The organism is Lutimaribacter saemankumensis, assembly GCF_900100005.1.
GTDB classification, from domain to species: domain Bacteria; phylum Pseudomonadota; class Alphaproteobacteria; order Rhodobacterales; family Rhodobacteraceae; genus Lutimaribacter; species Lutimaribacter saemankumensis.
In genome coordinates, this window is record NZ_FNEB01000010.1 from 111,239 (window position 1) to 130,333 (window position 19,095).

17 protein-coding genes are annotated in these 19,095 nt (G+C 64.4%); 13 read left to right on the plus strand and 4 right to left on the minus strand.

Annotated features, from left to right (window positions below):
- The first annotated feature begins 118 nt into the window (after positions 1 to 118).
- Positions 119 to 1,924 (plus strand): phosphogluconate dehydratase, encoded by a 1,806-nt coding sequence (gene edd, locus BLT50_RS16700; protein WP_090030050.1) that lies wholly within the window; start codon positions 119 to 121, stop codon positions 1,922 to 1,924.
- Positions 1,925 to 1,926: 2 nt separating this feature from the next.
- Positions 1,927 to 2,562 carry a bifunctional 4-hydroxy-2-oxoglutarate aldolase/2-dehydro-3-deoxy-phosphogluconate aldolase gene (eda, locus tag BLT50_RS16705; protein WP_090030052.1) on the plus strand — a complete coding sequence of 212 codons (636 nt, stop codon included), beginning with the start codon at positions 1,927 to 1,929 and terminating at the stop codon, positions 2,560 to 2,562.
- A 13-nt stretch (positions 2,563 to 2,575) separates the two neighbouring features.
- On the opposite strand, the gene BLT50_RS16710 is transcribed toward eda, so the two are convergent.
- Entirely contained in the window at positions 2,576 to 2,854 is a 279-nt protein-coding gene (locus tag BLT50_RS16710) for a hypothetical protein (RefSeq protein ID WP_090030054.1), read from the minus strand.
- On the minus strand, positions 2,854 to 5,646 hold the full coding sequence (locus tag BLT50_RS16715; RefSeq protein WP_090030056.1) for a bifunctional [glutamine synthetase] adenylyltransferase/[glutamine synthetase]-adenylyl-L-tyrosine phosphorylase: 2,793 nt from the start codon (positions 5,644 to 5,646) through the stop codon (positions 2,854 to 2,856). The genes BLT50_RS16710 and BLT50_RS16715 overlap by 1 nt, the downstream gene beginning before the upstream one ends.
- Before the next feature lie 105 nt (positions 5,647 to 5,751).
- On the opposite strand from BLT50_RS16715, the gene BLT50_RS16720 reads away from it, so the two are divergent.
- The 7 genes from BLT50_RS16720 (at position 5,752) to ilvN (ending at position 11,172) form a co-directional block, all read left to right on the plus strand.
- Positions 5,752 to 6,219 carry a YbaK/EbsC family protein gene (locus BLT50_RS16720; RefSeq protein WP_090030058.1) on the plus strand — a complete coding sequence of 156 codons (468 nt, stop codon included), beginning with the start codon at positions 5,752 to 5,754 and terminating at the stop codon, positions 6,217 to 6,219.
- 106 nt (positions 6,220 to 6,325) lie between these two features.
- A complete protein-coding gene (locus tag BLT50_RS16725) occupies positions 6,326 to 6,757 on the plus strand; it encodes a DUF2852 domain-containing protein (protein ID WP_090030060.1) in 432 nt (143 codons plus the stop codon).
- A gap of 72 nt (positions 6,758 to 6,829) precedes the next feature.
- On the plus strand, positions 6,830 to 7,273 hold the full coding sequence (locus tag BLT50_RS16730) for an RDD family protein (RefSeq protein WP_090030062.1): 444 nt from the start codon (positions 6,830 to 6,832) through the stop codon (positions 7,271 to 7,273).
- A 77-nt stretch (positions 7,274 to 7,350) separates the two neighbouring features.
- A complete protein-coding gene (locus BLT50_RS16735) occupies positions 7,351 to 8,172 on the plus strand; it encodes an arginyltransferase (protein ID WP_090030064.1) in 822 nt (273 codons plus the stop codon).
- 79 nt (positions 8,173 to 8,251) lie between these two features.
- Positions 8,252 to 8,506: an SEL1-like repeat protein gene (locus BLT50_RS16740; protein ID WP_139170555.1), complete on the plus strand. Its 255-nt coding sequence runs from the start codon at positions 8,252 to 8,254 to the stop codon at positions 8,504 to 8,506.
- A 265-nt stretch (positions 8,507 to 8,771) separates the two neighbouring features.
- A complete protein-coding gene (locus BLT50_RS16745; protein WP_090030068.1) occupies positions 8,772 to 10,526 on the plus strand; it encodes an acetolactate synthase 3 large subunit in 1,755 nt (584 codons plus the stop codon).
- A gap of 85 nt (positions 10,527 to 10,611) precedes the next feature.
- Positions 10,612 to 11,172 (plus strand): acetolactate synthase small subunit, encoded by a 561-nt coding sequence (gene ilvN, locus BLT50_RS16750; protein WP_090030070.1) that lies wholly within the window; start codon positions 10,612 to 10,614, stop codon positions 11,170 to 11,172.
- 43 nt (positions 11,173 to 11,215) lie between these two features.
- On the opposite strand, the gene BLT50_RS16755 is transcribed toward ilvN, so the two are convergent.
- The gene (locus BLT50_RS16755; RefSeq protein WP_090030072.1) at positions 11,216 to 11,509 is read right to left on the minus strand and encodes a hypothetical protein; all 294 of its coding nucleotides are present in this window, start codon (positions 11,507 to 11,509) and stop codon (positions 11,216 to 11,218) included.
- A gap of 246 nt (positions 11,510 to 11,755) precedes the next feature.
- Here BLT50_RS16755 and BLT50_RS16760 point away from each other — a divergent pair, with 246 nt between their 5' ends.
- The 3 genes from BLT50_RS16760 (at position 11,756) to BLT50_RS16770 (ending at position 14,029) form a co-directional block, all read left to right on the plus strand.
- Complete coding sequence (locus tag BLT50_RS16760) at positions 11,756 to 12,562, plus strand: helix-turn-helix domain-containing protein (RefSeq protein ID WP_090030075.1); 807 nt, start codon at positions 11,756 to 11,758, stop codon at positions 12,560 to 12,562.
- Positions 12,563 to 12,668: 106 nt separating this feature from the next.
- Entirely contained in the window at positions 12,669 to 13,820 is a 1,152-nt protein-coding gene (locus BLT50_RS16765) for an aromatic ring-hydroxylating oxygenase subunit alpha (protein WP_090030077.1), read from the plus strand.
- Positions 13,817 to 14,029 carry a hypothetical protein gene (locus BLT50_RS16770; protein WP_090030079.1) on the plus strand — a complete coding sequence of 71 codons (213 nt, stop codon included), beginning with the start codon at positions 13,817 to 13,819 and terminating at the stop codon, positions 14,027 to 14,029. The genes BLT50_RS16765 and BLT50_RS16770 overlap by 4 nt, the downstream gene beginning before the upstream one ends.
- Before the next feature lie 5 nt (positions 14,030 to 14,034).
- Here BLT50_RS16770 and BLT50_RS16775 read toward each other — a convergent pair whose 3' ends face one another.
- Complete coding sequence (locus tag BLT50_RS16775; RefSeq protein ID WP_090030081.1) at positions 14,035 to 16,458, minus strand: GcvT family protein; 2,424 nt, start codon at positions 16,456 to 16,458, stop codon at positions 14,035 to 14,037.
- Positions 16,459 to 16,650: 192 nt separating this feature from the next.
- Here BLT50_RS16775 and BLT50_RS16780 point away from each other — a divergent pair, with 192 nt between their 5' ends.
- Positions 16,651 to 19,068: a GcvT family protein gene (locus BLT50_RS16780; protein ID WP_090030083.1), complete on the plus strand. Its 2,418-nt coding sequence runs from the start codon at positions 16,651 to 16,653 to the stop codon at positions 19,066 to 19,068.
- The last annotated feature ends 27 nt before the right edge of the window (positions 19,069 to 19,095 follow it).

Here is a 19,095-nt window from a genome sequence, read left to right on the forward strand (position 1 = left end):
TTGGACCGAACCCGTACGATTAAGGGGTGTTCGGCGGGCGCTCGCGTGGCCGCGGGCGGATGGTTGCGGCGTTATCGCTAACGGCGTATAGCTGGGCGCAGCAGCCAATGGGGGATGCATGGCACTCAACGACACAGTGGCGCGGGTGACCGACCGGATACGCACCCGCAGCAGGAAATCCCGCGACGCGTACCTGGTGCGGATGCGCAAGGCCGGCGAGGATGGCCCGCAGCGCGCACATCTGAGCTGTTCGAACCAGGCCCACGCCTATGCCGCGACGGGCCCGGACCAGCAGGCGCTGGCCACGGGCCGCGCCCCGCATATCGGTATCGTAACCGCTTATAATGACATGCTTTCCGCGCATCAGCCGTTCGAACGGTTCCCAGACGTGATCCGTCGGGCCGCGCGCGACGCGGGCGGGACCGCGCAGGTGGCGGGCGGTGTTCCCGCCATGTGCGACGGCGTCACCCAAAGCCAGCCGGGAATGGAACTGTCGCTGTTCTCGCGCGATGTGATCGCGCTGGCGGCGGGCGTGGCGCTCAGCCACAACACCTTCGATGCGGCAGTGTATCTGGGTGTCTGCGACAAGATCGTGCCGGGCCTCGTGATCGCGGCGGCCACCTTCGGGCATGTGCCGGGCGTCTTCATGCCCGCGGGCCCGATGACGAGCGGCCTGCCGAACGACGAAAAGGCCAAGGTGCGCCAGCAATTCGCCGCGGGCGAGGTCGACCGCGCCGCCCTGATGGAAGCGGAAATGGCCAGCTATCACGGCCCGGGCACCTGCACCTTCTACGGCACGGCAAATTCCAACCAGATGCTGATGGAGCTGATGGGGCTGCACCTGCCCGGCGCGAGTTTCATCAACCCCAACACCCCGCTGCGCGATGCGCTGACGCGGGCCGGGACGGAACGCGCCCTGGCGATCACCGCGCTGGGGAACGACTACACCCCCGTCTGCGACGTCCTTGACGAACGTGCCTTCGTCAACGGGATCGTCGGGCTGATGTCGACGGGCGGGTCGACCAATTTGGTCATTCACCTGCCCGCGATGGCGCGTGCCGCAGGCATCATGCTGGAGCCGCAGGATTTTTCCGACCTTTCGGCCGTCACGCCGCTGCTGGCGCGGATCTATCCCAACAGCCTTGCGGATGTGAACCATTTCCACGCCGCGGGGGGCTTGGGCTATCTCATCGCGCAATTGCTGGATGCCGGGCTGCTGCACGAGGACGTGCAGACCGTCGCAGGCCCCGGACTGTCGCGCTATACATCCGAACCTGTGCTGGAGGGTGACCGCGTCACCTGGCGGCCCGGCAGCGACCGGACGCTCAACGACAAGATCCTGCGCCCGGCGGGCGACCCGTTCCAGCCAACCGGCGGGCTGACGCACCTGTCGGGCAACCTTGGCGAGGCGATCATCAAGACCTCGGCGATATCGGACGACGCCCATGTGATCGAGGCCCCGGCCCGCGTGTTCGACACCCAGGAGGCGGTCAAGGACGCCTTCCAGAACGGCGAACTTGACCGCGATGTGATCGTCGTCGTCCGGTTCCAGGGGCCGCGCGCCAACGGTATGCCCGAACTGCACGGCCTGATGCCGCCGCTTGGCGTGCTGCAGGGGCGCGGGCACAAGGTGGCGCTGGTCACCGATGGCCGGATGTCCGGGGCCAGCGGCAAGGTGCCCTCTGCCATCCACGTCACACCCGAGGCTGCGGTCGGCGGCCCGCTGGCGCGTCTGGCCGATGGCGACATTCTGCGGCTCGATGCCCGCGCGGGCACGCTTGCGGTTCTGACCGAAGAGGCGCTGGACCGCGTGCCCGTCACCCCCGACCTCTCCGGCAACAGCCACGGTGTCGGGCGCGAACTGTTCGAGCTGTTCCGCCAGAGCGTCGGCGCGGCAAGCAGCGGCGCCGGTGTCGTGGTATGACGATGACGCCTCTTGAAATCAGCCGCTTCACCGAAACCCTGTGCCGCAAGGCCCCGGTGATCCCGGTTCTGGTGATCGAGGACGCGGCCCATGCCGCGCCCCTGGCCGAGGCGCTGATCGCGGGCGGTCTGCCGGTGCTCGAAGTCACCTTGCGCACGCCGGCGGCGCTGGATGCGATCGCGGCGATGTCGGGGGTTCCGGGCGGGATCGTCGGCGCCGGCACGGTGCTGACCCCCGATGACGTCAGGGCCGCACAGGACGCAGGCGCGCAATTCGCCGTTTCGCCTGGTGCGACCGACCGGCTGCTGGATGCGTGCGAGGCCGCGGGGCTGCCGATCCTGCCCGGCGCCGCCACCGCGAGCGAGGCGATGCGCCTGCTGGAGCGTGGCTACGGCGTCCAGAAATTCTTTCCGGCCTCGGCCATTGGGGGCGCACCGGCGCTGAAGGCCCTGGGCGGACCGCTGCCGCAGGTGCGGTTCTGCCCCACGGGCGGGATCGACACAGCCAACGCGGCCGACTACCTCGCACTGGACAATGTCCTGTGCGTCGGCGGCAGCTGGGTTGCGCCCCGTGAGCTTGTCCAGAAAGGCGAATGGGCGGCGATCACAGGTTTGGCGCGGCAGGCCGCAGCACTTTAGCGGCCCGGCCCGGTCAGCCCTCGCCGCGCGGACGGGCCCTTGCGCCGCCCCGCCGGCGCGGCTTGCCCATCTCTTCCAGGCCGGCGCGCATCACCTGCGTCATGGGATGGTCCGGCGCATCGCCGCCATACCGCGCGATCAGCGCCTCGAGCGCCGTGCGGCTATCCTGACCCACCGGCAGGCTGAGCGCCCAATCCAGAAAGATCGTCCGGCATTCCGGCTCGGTGATCCCCTCGATCCGGTAGGATTCGTAAATCAGGCCCTTGGGATCCTGCGCATCACCCTTTTTCATCACCCTGCCCCTTTCGGCATTCGCTCCAGCACCGCGTCGATCACCGCGCCTGCGCGTTCGGCCACCCCGGCCAACTCCCGCTCAAGCGCGGTCAGGCTTTCGGCACCGGTTTCGCGCAACATCATCGCGCATCCGCCCTCGCCCATGCTTTCGGGGTCGAACGGTTTGTCGCTGAGCAGTTTTGACACGGCCTGCACCTTCCAGCACAGCCCGTATGCGTCGTTCAACGTGGCGCTTTCGTCATCCTGCAGCCATCCGATGCGCTGCCCGGCTGCCAGGCCCGCTTCGATTGACCGGTCGGTCGCCCCGGCCAGCAAGGCCGCCGCCTGCGCCGTCAGTTCCACATCCTGCAGCCGCCCCGGCCCCAGCTTGGCATCCCAAGGCCCTGCGGGATGCTTCGCCGCGGCGATGCGCGCGCGCATCTCGCGCACTTCCTGCAGAACCTTGGCCGCATCCTGCTGCGCGCCCAGAACGGCGCAGCGCACCGCCTCGACATCGGCGGAAACCCCCGGATCGCCCGCAACCGCGCGGGCACGTGTCAGGGCAAGGTGCTCCCATACCCAGGCTTCGTCCTTCTGGTAGCTTTCGAAGGATGCCAGCGAGGTCGCCACCGGCCCCTGCGTGCCCGACGGGCGCAGCCGCATGTCGATCTCGTAAAGCCGCCCCTCGCTCATCAAGGCGGTGACGGCGGTCACCATCGCCTGGGTCAGCCGCGCGTAATAGGCGCGCGCCGCCAGCGGCCTGCGGCCTTCGGAGGCCTCGATACCCGCCGCATCGTAAATCACGATCAGATCCAGATCCGAGGACGCATTGAGCCGCGCCGCCCCAAGCGACCCCATGCCCAGCACCATCGCCCCGCGTCCCGGAGGCGGGCCGTGCTTGGTGGCGAATTGCGTGGTGACGGCAGGATAAAGCGCGGCCAGGCACGCCTCGGCCAGATCGGCATATTGCGCGCCGGCCTGCCCCGCGTCGATCAGGCCGCGCAGGTGGTGCACACCGATGCGGAAATGCCATTCTTTGGCCCAGCGCCGCGCAAGATCGAGCTTGCGTTCGTAATCGTCCTCGTCAGCGATCCGCGCCGCCAGCTCGTCGCGCAGCGCGGCCATGCCCGGCCAGTCGCTGAAGAAATCGCCGCCGATCACCGCATCGAACACGCCCGAATTGCGCGACAGATGCGCCGCCAGCGCGGGCGAGGTGCCAACGATGTCCAGCAACAGGTCGATCAACTGCGGATTGGCTTCGAACAGCGACAAAAGCTGCACACCCGCGGGCAGGCCTGCCAGGAACCCGTCCAGGGCCAAAAGCGCTTCGTCCGGCCGTGCGGCCCCCGCGAGGCGGCCCAGCAACTCGGGCTTGAGCCGCTCGAAGATTTCCACCGCGCGGGCCGAGCGCAGGGCGGGATAGCTGCGCCAGCGGGCGATGATCTCGGGGTTGAATTCATGCTGCACTGCGGGTTCCGCCGGCCCGCCCGCGTCGGGGGCGAAAAAGCTTTCGGTCAGCTCGTGCACCTCGGTCAGGCGGCGGTGCAGGTCGGCCTTCAACTCGTCCAGGTCACGCCCGGTGAAACAGGCAAGCCGCTGAAAGCCCGCGTCGGAATTCGGCAGGTCGTGGGTTTGCGCGTCGCGGACCATCTGCAAGCGGTGTTCGACCTCGCGATGGGCGACGTAGTGATCGGCCAGGATGTCGGCGGCGTCCTGCGGTATCCAGTCCTTCTGCGCCAGCACCCGCAACCCGTCGAGCGTGCCGCGCACCCTCAGATCGGGATCGCGCCCGCCGGCGATAAGCTGCCGGGTCTGGGTGAAGAACTCGATCTCGCGGATGCCGCCACGGCCCAGTTTCATGTTATGTCCCGGCAGCGTGATCGGCCCGCCCAGCCCCTTGTGTTCGCGGATGCGCAGCCGCATGTCGTGCGCGTCCTGGATGGCGGCGAAATCGAGGTGCTTGCGAAAGACGAAGGGCGTCAGGGTTTTCAGAAACCGCTCGCCCGCCGCGATGTCGCCTGCGCAGGCGCGCGCCTTGATATAGGCGGCGCGCTCCCAGGTGCGGCCAAGGCTTTCATAGTATGTTTCGGCAGCCGCCATCGCCATGCAGACCGGCGTGACCGACGGGTCCGGGCGCAGCCGCAGATCGGTGCGGAACACATAGCCGTCCGCCGTCATATCGCTGAGCAACGCCGCCATCTTTCGGGTGGCACGGACGAAACTGGCACGCGCCTCGTGCCAGTCGTCGGGATCGAACCGGGTTTCGTCGAACAGGCAGATCAGGTCGATATCCGAGCTGTAGTTCAACTCGCCCGCGCCCATCTTTCCCATTGCCAGCGCCACCATGCCGCCGGCGCGTTCGATGTCGTCCCCGGTCGCGCCCGGCAGCTTGCCGCGGCGGATCTCGTTGCCGACCGTGGCCCGCAGCGCGGTATGCGTCGCCAGATCCGCAAAGCGCGTCAACGCGCCCGTGACCTGCAACAGCGGCCAGACCCCGGCAAGGTCGGCCAGCCCGGTCAACAGCGCCACGCGCCGCTTGGCCTGCCGCAGCACCTTTGGCAGAGCGTCCGGCGCGGCGGCATCCACGTCCTTCAGAACGGTCTCGAACGCAGCTTCGGGATCGTCCAGTGCCGCGGGCAGCCAGTTGGCCTCTTTCTCGGTCAGGGTCAGCAGGTAGGGCGAACAGCCCCCCGCCCCTTCGATCAGCCGCGCCACGTCACCGGTCAGCGACGGCACGGCGGCGCGCGCCTCGGCGCCCCGGTCGGGATCATAGGCAACAGGCAGGCGGGTGATGCGGGATGCGAAACTCATGGCGCAAGATTGGTCACGCCGCGCGCGCGGATGCAAGAGAGGCAGATTGCGAAACCGCGCGGTTTTGGGCAATCTCCGCGCGGTTGTGAAGGAAAGGTATCAGGCATGAGCAAGAGCATGGCCCGCGTGCGCCGCGCGCTGGAAGACGCGGGCATCACCCCCGACATACGCGAGACTGACGGCGCGCGCACCGCGCAAGAGGCGGCGGATGCCGTGGGCTGTGGTCTGGACCAGATCGTGAAGTCGATCATTTTCCAGGGCCATGACAGCGGACAGTGCCTTTTGTTCCTGACCGCCGGCGGCAACCAGGTGGATGCGGCCAAGGCCTCGGCACTGGCGGGTGAGGCGCTGGACCGCGCCGACGCGGCGGCGGTGCGGGCGCAGACGGGTTTCGCCATCGGCGGCGTCAGCCCCGTGGGACATCTGAACCCGATCCGCGCCTGGGCCGATCCGCGCCTGCTGGAATTCGATGAAATCTGGGCCGCGGCGGGCACACCACGCCATGTCTTTCCGCTGAAATCCGCGGATCTGGCGCGACTGAGCGACGCGCAAGTGGCTGATTTTACGACCTGATCCAAAATAATGTAAAAAACTTTCACATCTACCCTTGTCGGCATGCGGCACCCTTCCCATCTTGTGTAATGTGAAAGGCATTCACATCGCATCAACGGAGAGAGACATGACACCCGCCGCAACCTTCAATGACACGCATTCCCGGCCCGCTGGCTGGTTCTCGCGTGCCGAAGCCTGGCTCGACGCCCGTGGAAAGGGCGCCTGGATCGCCGCAATGGTCCTCGGCTTCATCTTTTTCTGGCCCGTGGGCCTTGCCCTTCTTGCCTACATGATCTGGAGCAAACGCATGTTCGGAAAATCCTGTTCCCACCGCCGCAACCATATGGCCCGCCATGCCTATGGCGCGATGAAGCCCAGCGGCAACACCGCGTTCGACGCCTACAAGGCCGACACGCTGCGCCGCCTGGAAGAAGAGCAGGAGCAGTTCGAAACCTTCCTGCAGCGCCTGCGCGAAGCCAAGGACAAGGCCGAGTTCGACGAGTTCATGGAAGATCGCGCCCGCGAGGCCCGCGCCCCGCGTGAAGACGAAGACGCCTGACCGGCAAACGATCGGTCCCCCCTGCCGGCCCGCCCCTTGCGGGCCGGTTCCCCGTGTTCCAGAAAGCCGACCATGACCTACACCGCCCTTCCCGACCCGCAGCTACAGCCGGAGTTCTATTCGGACGTGCCGATGAAACGGCTGCTGGCCTTCGTCATCGACACGCTGATCATTCTTGCGGTCTGTGTGGCGATTCTACCGTTTACGGCGTTCACGGGCCTGTTCTTTTTCCCGTTCCTGATGCTTGTCGTCGGGTTTGCCTACCGGGTCATCACCATCGCCAACCGCTCGGCCACGTGGGGCATGCGGCTGATGTCGATCGAGTTCCGCACACATGACGGGCGCGCTTTCGACCTGGGCACCGCGGTTCTGCATACGTTGGGATTTACCGTATCGATGGGCGTTTTCGTGGCTCAGGCGGCGTCGATCGTGATGATGCTGACCTCGGAGCGGGGCCAGGGATTGACGGACATGGTTCTGGGCAGCGTCGCGCTGAACCGTCAGGCCCGGCGCTAACCAGACGTTTCCGTGACCCCTTGGCGGATGCAGGGCGGGTTGCTAGTGTCTCGTGGAATTGACTTCCAGCGGACATCATGCGCCATACGTTACCCATTGCACCACAGTTTTATGTGACGGCCCCCCAGCCCTGCCCCTATCTTGCGGGCCGGATGGAACGGAAATTGTTCACCGCCCTTCAGGGCGAAGGCGCCGAACGGCTGAACGACACGTTGTCGAAACAGGGGTTCCGGCGCTCGCAGAACGTTCTGTACCGCCCGTCTTGCGCGGATTGCTCGGCCTGCATGTCGGCACGTATACGGGTTGCGGATTTCGCACCGTCCAAGAGCCAGAAACGCACCCGCCGCCGCAACGCGCACCTTACACGCAAGGCGACGTCACCCTGGGCGACCGAAGATCAGTACGAACTGTTCCGCCGTTACCTGGACAGCCGCCATGCGGATGGCGGCATGGCCGACATGGACGTGTTCGAATTCGCCGCCATGATCGAGGAAACGCCGATCCGCACGCGCGTGGTGGAATATTCCGACGCCGAAACCGACGATCTGGCCGCGGTCTGCCTGACCGATGTTCTGGATGACGGGGTAAGCCTTGTCTATTCGTTCTACGACCCGGACCGGGCACGTGATTCCCTGGGGACATACATCATCCTCGATCATATCGAAATCGCGCGCGAGGCGGGCCTGCCCTTCGTCTACCTGGGCTACTGGGTGCCCGGCAGCCGCAAGATGGGTTACAAGGCGAAGTTCCGCGGGCTTGAGCTCTATGTCGGGAACCGCTGGGAAAAGATGCGCAATCCTGCGGATTATTCGTCCGAGCTTCACCCCCTGAACACCGATCCGATCGCGGAACAGGTGGCCAATATCTCATTGCCCGGGGCGCGTCCGGCCAAGGGGTGATCCCAACGCACATCTGACTGCCGGGGGCAGGCGTCATTCGCTGCAAGGTTTGGTGCGCCCCGTGCAGGTGTCCGGTAAAGTGCGCGCTTTTTTGATTTTTCTGACCGGGGTTGGCCTGATTTGCACGTCGGTCGTGATGTTCGTGCTGCGCGGCGGCTGGACGGCGATGGTCACGGAGCCGGGTTGGGCGAATGTCGTGCTGGGCGTGCTGCATGGCTATGGCATCGCCGTGCCCCGTGACCGGACGCGTGCCGTGCGGTATCTCGACATCGCGGCGGACAAACACGATTTCGACGTTGCGCGCGCCCTGCGGGATTCGCTTCCTGACTTCTGAGCGCACTCCTGCGCAACAAAAGAACGCGAAAAACTGGCCCTGCGACATAATATTCACCGATTCCGCGGTTGACGCCTCCTGCCGCCCCCCTTAGAACCGTGCGCACGCGAAGGAGAACCCACCTGATGACTCTCGTAGTAATCCTGCTGGATAAGTGGCGCATGGGCCGGTAACGGACACCATAACGGTACCCCATGCGCCCCCGACTGATCCTCGGGGGCTTTTTCTTGGCGAGTGACATGACGTTGATAGACGGAGCAAGCAGATGACACGTCAGATGACCGGAGCGAAAATGGTGGTTCAGGCCCTCAAGGATCAGGGTGTGGACGTCGTATTCGGATATCCCGGCGGTGCTGTGCTACCGATCTATGACGAGATCTTTCAGCAAAACGGCATCCAGCACATCCTTGTGCGGCACGAACAGGGCGCGGTGCATGCGGCCGAAGGCTATGCCCGTTCGACCGGAAAGCCGGGCGTTTGCCTTGTGACATCGGGGCCCGGCGCCACCAACGCGGTGACGGGGCTGACCGATGCGCTGATGGATTCGATCCCGATCGTCGTTCTGACGGGCCAGGTGCCGACGTTCATGATCGGCTCGGACGCGTTCCAGGAGGCGGACACCGTGGGCATCACGCGGTCCTGCACCAAGCACAACTGGCTGGTGAAGGATACCGAGGCCCTGCCCCATGTCCTGCACGAGGCGTTCCACGTCGCCACCACGGGCCGTCCCGGCCCCGTGCTGGTCGACATTCCCAAGGACGTGCAATTCGCCAGCGCCGATTACGTCGGCCCCAAGCAGGTGGACAACGGCCATTACGCCCCGCGCGTCAAGGGCGACATGGATGCGATCACCGAACTGGCCGAGGCGCTGGAAACCGCCAAGCGGCCGGTTTTCTATACCGGTGGCGGGGTGATCAACTCGGGCACGGCGGCAAGCCAGCTGTTGCGCGAACTGGTCGAGGCCACTGGCTTTCCCATCACATCGACGCTGATGGGGCTGGGCGCCTACCCGGCCTCGGGCGACAAATGGCTTGGGATGCTGGGGATGCATGGCCTCTACGAGGCCAACATGGCGATGCATGACTGCGACCTGATGATCAATATCGGCGCGCGGTTCGACGACCGGATCACCGGGCGTATCGATGCGTTCAGCCCGAAGTCCAAGAAGGCGCATATCGACATCGACCCGTCCTCGATCAACAAGGTGATCCGCGTCGACATCCCCATCGTCGGCGATGTGGGCCATGTTCTGGAAGACCTGCTGAAGGTCTGGAAGGCGCGCGGGCGCAAGACCGACAAGGCGGCGCTGTCCAAGTGGTGGAAGCAGATCGAAGAGTGGAAAAAGGTCGATTGCCTGTCGTTCAAGCAGGACGGCCCCACGATCAAGCCGCAATACGCGCTGAAGCGCCTTGAAGAGCTGACCAAGGGGCATGATCGTTACATCTGCACCGAGGTGGGCCAGCACCAGATGTGGGCGGCGCAATACCTGGGCTTTGACGATCCGAACCGCTGGATGACATCGGGCGGGCTGGGCACGATGGGCTATGGCTTTCCGGCGTCGATCGGCGTGCAGATGGCGCACCCTGACGCGTTGGTGATCAACGTCGCGGGCGAGGCATCGTGGCTGATGAACATGCAGGAAATGGGCACGGCGGTGCAGTTCCGCCTGCCGGTCAAGCAGTTCATCCTGAACAATGAACGCCTTGGCATGGTGCGCCAGTGGCAGGAACTGCTGCATGGCGAACGCTACAGCCACAGCTGGTCCGAGGCGCTGCCCGATTTCGTCAAGCTGGCCGAAGCCTTCGGGGCCAAGGGCATTCTTTGCAAGGATCCGGCGGACCTGGACGATGCGATCATGGAAATGATCAACCATGACGGGCCGGTGATCTTCGACTGTCTTGTGGAGAAGCATGAGAACTGCTTCCCGATGATCCCGTCGGGCGAGCCGCACAACAAGATGTTGCTGGGCGAGGCATCGACCAAGGACGCGATCGGCAGCTCTGGCGCCGTTCTTGTGTGATCGCACAAAGGGGTGCTGCCATGCGCCCCTTTTCAACGAATGAAATGACCGGCCCCGCGCGTCGGGGCAAAGCAAGGAAACCGAAATGTCGCCGCTAAAGATCAAGAAGGGCTCGTCCAAGCATTCCGCCTATAACCTGCGCCCCAATTTTTCGGATGTGCAGGAACGGCATACGCTGGCCGTGCTGGTCGACAACGAAGCGGGCGTTCTTGCCCGCGTGATCGGGCTGTTCTCTGCCCGTGGCTACAACATCGAAAGCCTGACGGTGGCCGAGGTCGATCATCTTGGCAAACTGAGCCGCATCACCGTCGTGACGACCGGCACGCCGCAGGTGATCGAACAGATCAAGGCGCAGCTTGGGCGCATCGTGCCGGTCCATGACGTGCACGACCTGACGGTCGAAGGAGCGAGCGTCGAGCGGGAACTGGCCCTGCTGAAGGTGGCCGGCGAGGGCGAAAAACGGGTCGAGGCGCTGCGCCTGGCCGATATCTTTCGCGCCAATGTGGTGGATTCTACGCTGGAAAGCTTCGTTTTCGAAATCACCGGCACACCGGACAAGATCGACGCCTTCGCCGAATTGATGCGCCCGTTGGGCCTGGTCGAAGTGGCCCGAACGGGCGTTGCCGCGCTGTCGCGCGGGGCCTGACACGAAGCATGGCCGCGGTCACGTCCGACCGTGGCGCATTGGTTCAGGCCGCCGGGACAACGGACACGGCATTGGCCGATGGCGGGGTCGCCCTTCCCGCGCCCCCCACGGCCTTGAGCCGTTCGGGAAGCCCACGAAACCCGTCCTGCGCGATCAGCACGAGGTCTTTCGCCAGGCGCATCTTTTTCGCCGGTTCCGAGCGGAACCGCACCATGTCCCCCGCTTCAAGAGCCTGCGACACGCCCGTTTCGTGATAAAAGGCGAGATCACCGTGATCTTCGCACCAGATCACGGCCTTTTCGCCGTCGTCAGAACACCAGAGCACAACACCGAACATCACTATCCCCAATCCTCGTACTTCCCCCAGCAAGGCCATCTTACGAAACACGCATGGGTAGCATACGAAAAAGGCGGCATCGTTTGGCACGGATTTGTATCAAATTCCGCACAAGCATGACGCCAATAAGCGTCAGAAAAATAACGACATTGTGTCGATTTTCGACTATTCGTTGTGGAACTTCCGTCTAAGCTGTGCGAGGGTCCGTGTTCGTTACGAGTTCAAGACAGTTCCTATCGATTTGAAATGGTCAAACACCACGACACTGTAACCCCATCCGAGTTGCGGGCAGTTTTCGGACGCAACCTGAAAAACCTCTCCAGCAGTTTCTCTTCGGTATCGGCGCTGTGCCGCAGCCTCGGGATCAATCGCACCCAGTACAACCGTTACCTGACCGGGGAAAGTTTTCCGCGACCCGAAATCCTTTATCGCATCTGTTCGTTCTTCGATGTGGATGCGCGCATTCTGCTCAGCCCACTGGACGAACTGAACCGGGTTCCCGGCGGGGTGCTGGCCCACCCCTTCATCGCCGATTGGCTTGGCACGCAGGCCGCGCAGATCCCGGAGGATGTTTTTCCCAGCGGTTTCTACCGCTTTTCCAGGCGCGGATTTCTGGACGATCGGCGCTTTCTTCAAGGCCTGGTGCTGATCCACAGGTCCGAAGATCACACATTCCTGCGCGGTTTCGAGCCGCGAGAGGCAATGCGCCAGCAGGGCCTGCCCGAAACACCGGCGCGGCGCGAATTTCGCGGTGTCGTTCTGCGGCAGGACGAGGGCATCTCGATCCTGATTTCGCGCTGGGGCGGCAAGACCGGATCGTTCAACTTCCTGTCGCCGGTCGCGTCCTACGAAAACAACTACTGGGAAGGCTACGTGACCCGCACCGTCCGGTGGCAACCTTCGGGGCAGCGCATGACGCGGATGGTTTACGAGTATCTTGGCCGCGACACCGGCGCCGTTCTTTCGGCGGCGCGGACCGTCGGCTACTGCGATCGCGGGGATCTGCTGCCCCATCACCTGCGCCTTCTGCAGGTGGACACGCCCATGGGCTGATCCCAGAGGACGCGCCCGTTCGCGACATGCGTGGTCGCAGGCAAGCTATTGCCGGACGCAACGGGCCTTTATCCTTTTCCGGGAAAGTCCCGGCAGGAGGATCGCCATGACCACGCCCCTTCACAATGTCCGCCGCCCCGTGGCCGAAGCAAACGGCCTGCCCAATGCCCATTACATCGACCCATCGGTTTTCGACGAGGAAAAGCACGCGCTTCTGTTCTCGCAATGGGCCGGACTGGCCGTCGCAGCGGATGTTCCCGAACCCGGCGATGCGGTGCCGATGGAATTCCTCGGCATGCCGCTGCTGTTGATACGCGACAAGGAAGGCGCGGTGCGCGTCTTTCAGAACATCTGCCGCCACAGGGGCATGATCCTTGTGGAAGAGCCGCGCAAGATCGAAGGCGCGATCCGCTGCCCCTATCATTCATGGTGCTACGGGACCGATGGGCGGCTGGTCAGCACACCGCATGTCGGCGGGCCGGGGCGCAACACCCATGAGGCCGTGAAACGCTCGGAGCTGGGCCTGATCGAAATCCGCAGCCATGTCTGGTTCGATGTGGTGTGGATCAACGTGTCGGGCGACGCGCCCGCGTTCGAGGTCGCGATGGCCGACGCGCTGGAGCGCTGGAAAGAGTTCGAAAAGCCGATGTATCACGGCGGGATCGACAGCAAGTTCCAGCTTGCGGTCGCAAGCAACTGGAAGCTGGCGGTCGAAAACTACTGCGAAAGCTATCACTTGCCTTGGGTGCATCCCGGTTTGAACAGCTATTCGCGGCTGGAAGACCACTACAACATCGAAAAGCCGGGCGAATATTCCGGCCAGGGCACGCTTGTCTATCGCCAGCTGCGCAATGAAAACGGCGAAACATTTCCCGATTTCGAAGGCCTGTCGGACAAGTGGGACACCGCCGCCGAGTATCTGGCGATCTATCCCAACGTGCTGCTGGGGGTGCATCGCGACCATGCCTTCGCGATCATCCTGGTGCCTGAAGGCCCAGAACGCACGGTCGAGAACATCCACCTCTATTACACCCGGCCGGACACCGACGAGGGCATGCGCGCGCGCAATACCCAGCTTTGGAAGACCGTCTTCGAAGAGGATATCTTTGTCGTCGAGGGCATGCAGCGCGGGCGTCATGCGCCGTTGTTCGACGGTGGACGGTTCAGCCCGGCGATGGATGGGCCCACGCATTGCTTTCACGACTGGGTGGCCGGCAAGGTCGAAGCGCACCGCGCGCAGGCGCGGGCGGCCGAATGACGGATCTGGATCAGCGCCTGCTGGCCGCGCATGCGCGCGATGACCGGCATGCGCTGATCGGACTCTATGCCGAGGCGGGCGAGGCCGCCAACGATATCGACGCGGCCTGTTTCTACCTTACGCACGCTTATATTTTCGCGCTCGAGGCCGGCGCGCCCGAGGCCGCACCCCTGCATGCGCGCCTCAAGGCCGCGGGCCGCGAGGAATAGCGAGGTCAGGCGCGGAGCTTTTCCCCGGCCGGATCAAAGGGCGGTTCGTGCAGGATAGTGGCGCCGTGGGGGCGGCCCAGGATCATCACCTCGACCCGGTCGCCCGGCGCGGCGTTCTTGACGAAACCCAGCGCCAAGGATTTGCCGACCGAATACCCGTAGGTGCCGGAACTGACGCGCCCGATCCCCTGCCCGTCCTTGAAAATCGGCTCTCCCCCGGTGGCGTCAGCATTGCTCGCCGCCACGGCATCGGCGTCGATTTCCATCAGGACCAGCATTTCGCGCGCGGTGTTTTCCAGAACGCGGGCAACGGCGTCCTTGTTCAGGAACTCTTTGTCCATCTTCACGAGACGTTCGAGCCCGACCTCCTGCGGCCAGTATTCGGGGCTGTATTCGCGGCTCCAGGAGCCATAGCCCTTTTCGACACGCAAGCTCATCAATGCGCGGCTGCCGACGGGACCGGCACCAAGATCGCGCCCCGCGTCCAGCAATGCGGTGTAGAGCGCAAGCTGATCTTTCTGGTCGCAGTGCAGTTCCCAACCGAGATCACCGGTAAAGCTGACGCGCAAGGCGATCACGTCGATCCCGGCCACGGTGATGCGCTGCGAGCGCATGAAGGGAAAATCTGCCGTCGCAAGCGACGCATTGGTCAGCCGCTGCAAAAGCGTGCGCGATTTCGGGCCGGCCACGTTGAAGCCGCACATGGCCTCGGTCACGCTTTCGAACACCGTGTCTTCGGGCAGCGGCACCTCGGCGAAAAAGCGGCTGTGATAGCGTTCGGCCATGCCGGACGAGATCACAAGGAATTCGTCCTCGGCCAGGCGCGTCACGGTGGCGTCGCCGGCGATGCCGCCACGCTTGCCGATCAGCGGCGTCAGGCACGACCGCCCCACCGCGCGCGGCATGCGGTTGGCGAAGACCGCATTCAGCCACTCCTCGGCCCCTGCCCCGGTCACGCGGTAGCGGGCGAAGTTCGAGATGTCGATGATGCCGGCATGGTCGCGCAGCATCCGCGCCTCACGGCCCACGCCTTCCCACCAGTTTTGCCGGGTAAAGCCGTTGGTATCGAAGTGATCGGGCGTGTCAGCGAACCAAAGCGGATGTTCCCAGCCATAATTCAGCCCCATCACCGCGCCCATCTCACGCTGCATCTGATAGGCCGGGCGCGTGCGCAGCGGGCGACCGGCGGCGCGTTCCTCGTTCGGGTAATGGATGGCAAAGCGGTGGGCATAGACATCGCGCACCTTCGCCTTGACGAATTCGCGGTCATTGGCCCAGAGCCCGAAGCGCGCAACGTCCCAGGGGAACATGTCGTATTGCATTTCCCCTTCGACGATCCATTGCGCCACCATCAGCCCCATACCGGCCGACTGGCTGAAGCCGGGGATGATGCCGCCGCACATGAAATAGTTTCGCAATTCCGGCACCGGCCCCAGGATCACGTTGCTGTCGGGCGACCAGATCATCGGCCCGTTGATCACGCGCTTGACCCCAGCCTCGGCGGCGGCTGGCACGCGGTCCATCGCGCGCATGACGTTTTCCATGATCCTTTCCAGGTCGTCGGGGAACAGATCATGCGCGAAATCCAGCGGCGTGCCATCTTCGGCCCAGAACCGCATATCGCGCTCATAGGCGCCGATCAGCAGGCCCTTGCCTTCCTGACGCAGGTAATATTCGCCGTCGCGGTCGGCCACCGAGGGCAGCCGGCGGTCCATCGCGGCGATCTCGGGCATGGTTTCGGTGACGAAATACTGATGCTCGGTGGGTTGCAGCGGCACTTCGATACCGGCGAGCCTTGCGACCTCGCGCCCCCAGAGGCCGGCGGCATTGATGACCCAGCCGGTGCGGATGTCGCCCTTGGGCGTCTCGACGATCCACGACCCGTCAGGTTGCGCAACGGTCCCGGTGACGGGGGTAAAGCGATAGATCTCGGCCCCGCGCTGGCGGGCGCCCACGGCATAGGCGTTGGTTACGCCCGACGGATCGACATTTCCGCCGTCGGGTTCGTACATGATGCAGCGGATGCCGTCGAAATTCACCAGCGGGTGCAGGCGTTCGGCCTCGTCGCGGGTGATTTCGTGAAAGTTCATGCCGTAGAGCCGCGCCTTGGCGGCCTGCAGGCGCAGCTGGTGTTCGCGGTTCTCGGTCTGCGCCAGGTACAGGCTGCCGGGCTGGAAGACGCCGCAGCTTTGTCCGGTCTCGGCCTCCAGCTCTTTGTAGAGGTTCATCGTGTAATGCTGCAGGCGGCTGATATTGGCGCTGTCGTGCAGGCCGTGGATATTCGCGGCTGCATGCCATGTCGAGCCGCTGGTCAGTTCGTCGCGTTCCAGCAGGACGACATCGGTCCATCCCAGCTTGGTCAGGTGATAGAGGATCGAGCATCCGATGACGCCGCCGCCAATCACGACGGCCTGTGCGTGGGTTTTCATCTGGGCATTCCTTGCTGCCTGTTTGATCCCAGATTGCCGGATTCCGCGACCGGGAATTGCCCGAACCCGACATGATCCGTCGCGGTGATACAAGTGTGCCTTTCCCCTGCGCGACGTCTTGTGTCGCCTTTGGGCTTGCCCTGCCGTGCAGGACACGAAAGCCTGCGGTCAACCGGATTGAGGAGACAGCCCATGAAAACCACCACGCGCGTGGCCGTGATCGGCGGAGGCGTTGTAGGATGCAGCGTTCTTTATCACCTGACCAAGCTGGGCTGGTCCGACGTCATGCTGATCGAACGCAGCGAGTTGACAAGCGGGTCGACCTGGCACGCAGCGGGCGGTTTTCACACGCTGAACGGCGATACCAACATGGCCGCGCTGCAGGGCTATACGATCCGCCTGTACAAGGAGCTGGAAGAGATCACCGGCATGTCCTGTGGCCTGCACCATGTCGGCGGGGTGACGCTGGCGGACAACCAGGAACGGATGGACATGCTGGTCGCGGAACGGGCCAAGCACCGCTACATGGGGCTGGAAACGGAAATCGTCGGCCCGGAAGAGATCGCACAGATCGCGCCAGTGACAAATCTCGATGGCATCATCGGCGGGCTGTACGATCCGCTGGACGGGCACCTGGACCCGTCGGGCACCACCCACGCCTATGCCCGCGCAGCCCGGATGGGGGGTGCGACGATCGAAACCCACTGCATGGTGCGCGAAACCAACCAGCGCCCGGACGGCACCTGGGACGTGGTGACCGACAAGGGAACGATCCACGCCGAACATGTCGTCAATGCCGGCGGCCTGTGGGCGCGCGAGGTGGGCGCGATGGCGGGCATCTATTTCCCTCTGCACCCGATGGAACATCAATACATCGTCACCGAGGACGTGCCGCTGATCCTGGAGATGGCGAAGGACGGCAAGGAACACCCCCATGTGATGGACCCCGCCGGGGAAAGCTATCTGCGGCAAGAGGGAAAGGGGCTGTGCATCGGATTCTACGAACAGCCCTGCCGCCCCTGGGCCGTCGATGGCACACCGTGGGAGTTCGGGCACGAGTTGCTGCCCGACGATTTCGACAAGATCGAGGACAGCATCGCCTTTGCCTATCGCCGGTTCCCGGCGCTGGAAAAGGCGGGGGTCAAATCGGTGATCCACGGGCCGTTCACCTTTGCGCCGGACGGCAACCCGCTGGTCGGGCCGGTGCCCGGTGTGCGCAATTACTGGTCCGCCTGCGCGGTCATGGCGGGCTTTTCCCAGGGTGGCGGCGTGGGTCTGATGCTGGCGCAGTGGATGGTCGAAGGCGAAACCGAGCGCGACACATTCGCAATGGACTGCGCGCGTTTCGGCGACTGGATCACGCCGGGCTATACCCGCCCGAAGGTGATCGAGAACTATCAGAAACGGTTTTCCGTCTCCTACCCGAACGAGGAACTGCCCGCCGCGCGCCCGTTCCGGCAGACGCCGATGTATGACGTGTTCGACGGTATGGGCGCGGTCTGGGGGCATCAATACGGGCTCGAGGTCGTCAACTACTTTGCCGAAGACGGTGAGCCGCGCTTTGAAACGCCGTCTTTCCGGCGCTCGAACGCGTTCGAGGCCACGGCGCGCGAGGTTGCCGCCGTACGCGGGGCCGTGGGCATCAACGAGGTGCATAATTTCGGTAAGTACCTTGTCACCGGACCGGGCGCGCGGGCGTGGCTGGATCGCGTGATGGCGGGGCGCATCCCGAAACCGGGGCGCTTGTCGCTGACGCCGATGCTGTCGCACAAGGGGCGGCTGATCGGGGATTTCACCGTGTCTTGCCTGAACGAACAGACGTTCCAGTTGACCGCCAGCTATGGCGCGCAGGCGTTTCACATGCGCTGGTTCGAAATGAACGAGGCCGAAGGCGTTCGCGTCGAAAACATCTCGGACAGGTTGACGGGCTTCCAGATCGCGGGTCCGAAGGCGCGCGATGTGCTGGCCGCCTGCACGCGCGACGATATTTCCGACATGCGGTTCATGGACCTGCGCCATGTCACGGTGGGCATGGCCGACTGCCTTGTTCAGCGTGTCAGCTATACCGGTGACCTGGGATACGAGATCTATTGCGACCCGATGGCCCAGCGCGCGCTGTGGTCGACCCTATGGGAGGCCGGTCAAGCGCATGGGATGCGCCCATTCGGCATGCGGGCGATGATGTCGCTGCGGCTGGACAGGTTCTTTGGCAGTTGGGGGGCCGAGTTCTGCCCCGATTACACGCCTGCCGAGACCGGGATGGACAGGTTCATCGCCTGGGGCAAAGAGACCGATTTCATCGGCCGTGCCGCCGCCGAGGCCGAGCGCAAAACAGGCCCGTCGCGGCGCCTGTTGAATTTCGAAGTCGAGGCCGGCGATGCCGACGTGGTGGCCTATGAACCGGTCTGGCTGGATGGCGAAGTCGTGGGCTTTTGCACCTCGGGCGGCTATTCGCATCACCTTGGCAAGTCCATTGCCTATGGCTTTGTGCCCGTGGACAGGATCGCCGACGATCTGGAGGTCGAAATCGAAATCCTTGGCCAGATGCACAAGGCGCGGCGGCTGGTAGAGCCCCTGTTCGATCCAGAAGGCACGCGGATGCGGGGTTGACGCCCGGACCTGGCCAACGCTTGATCG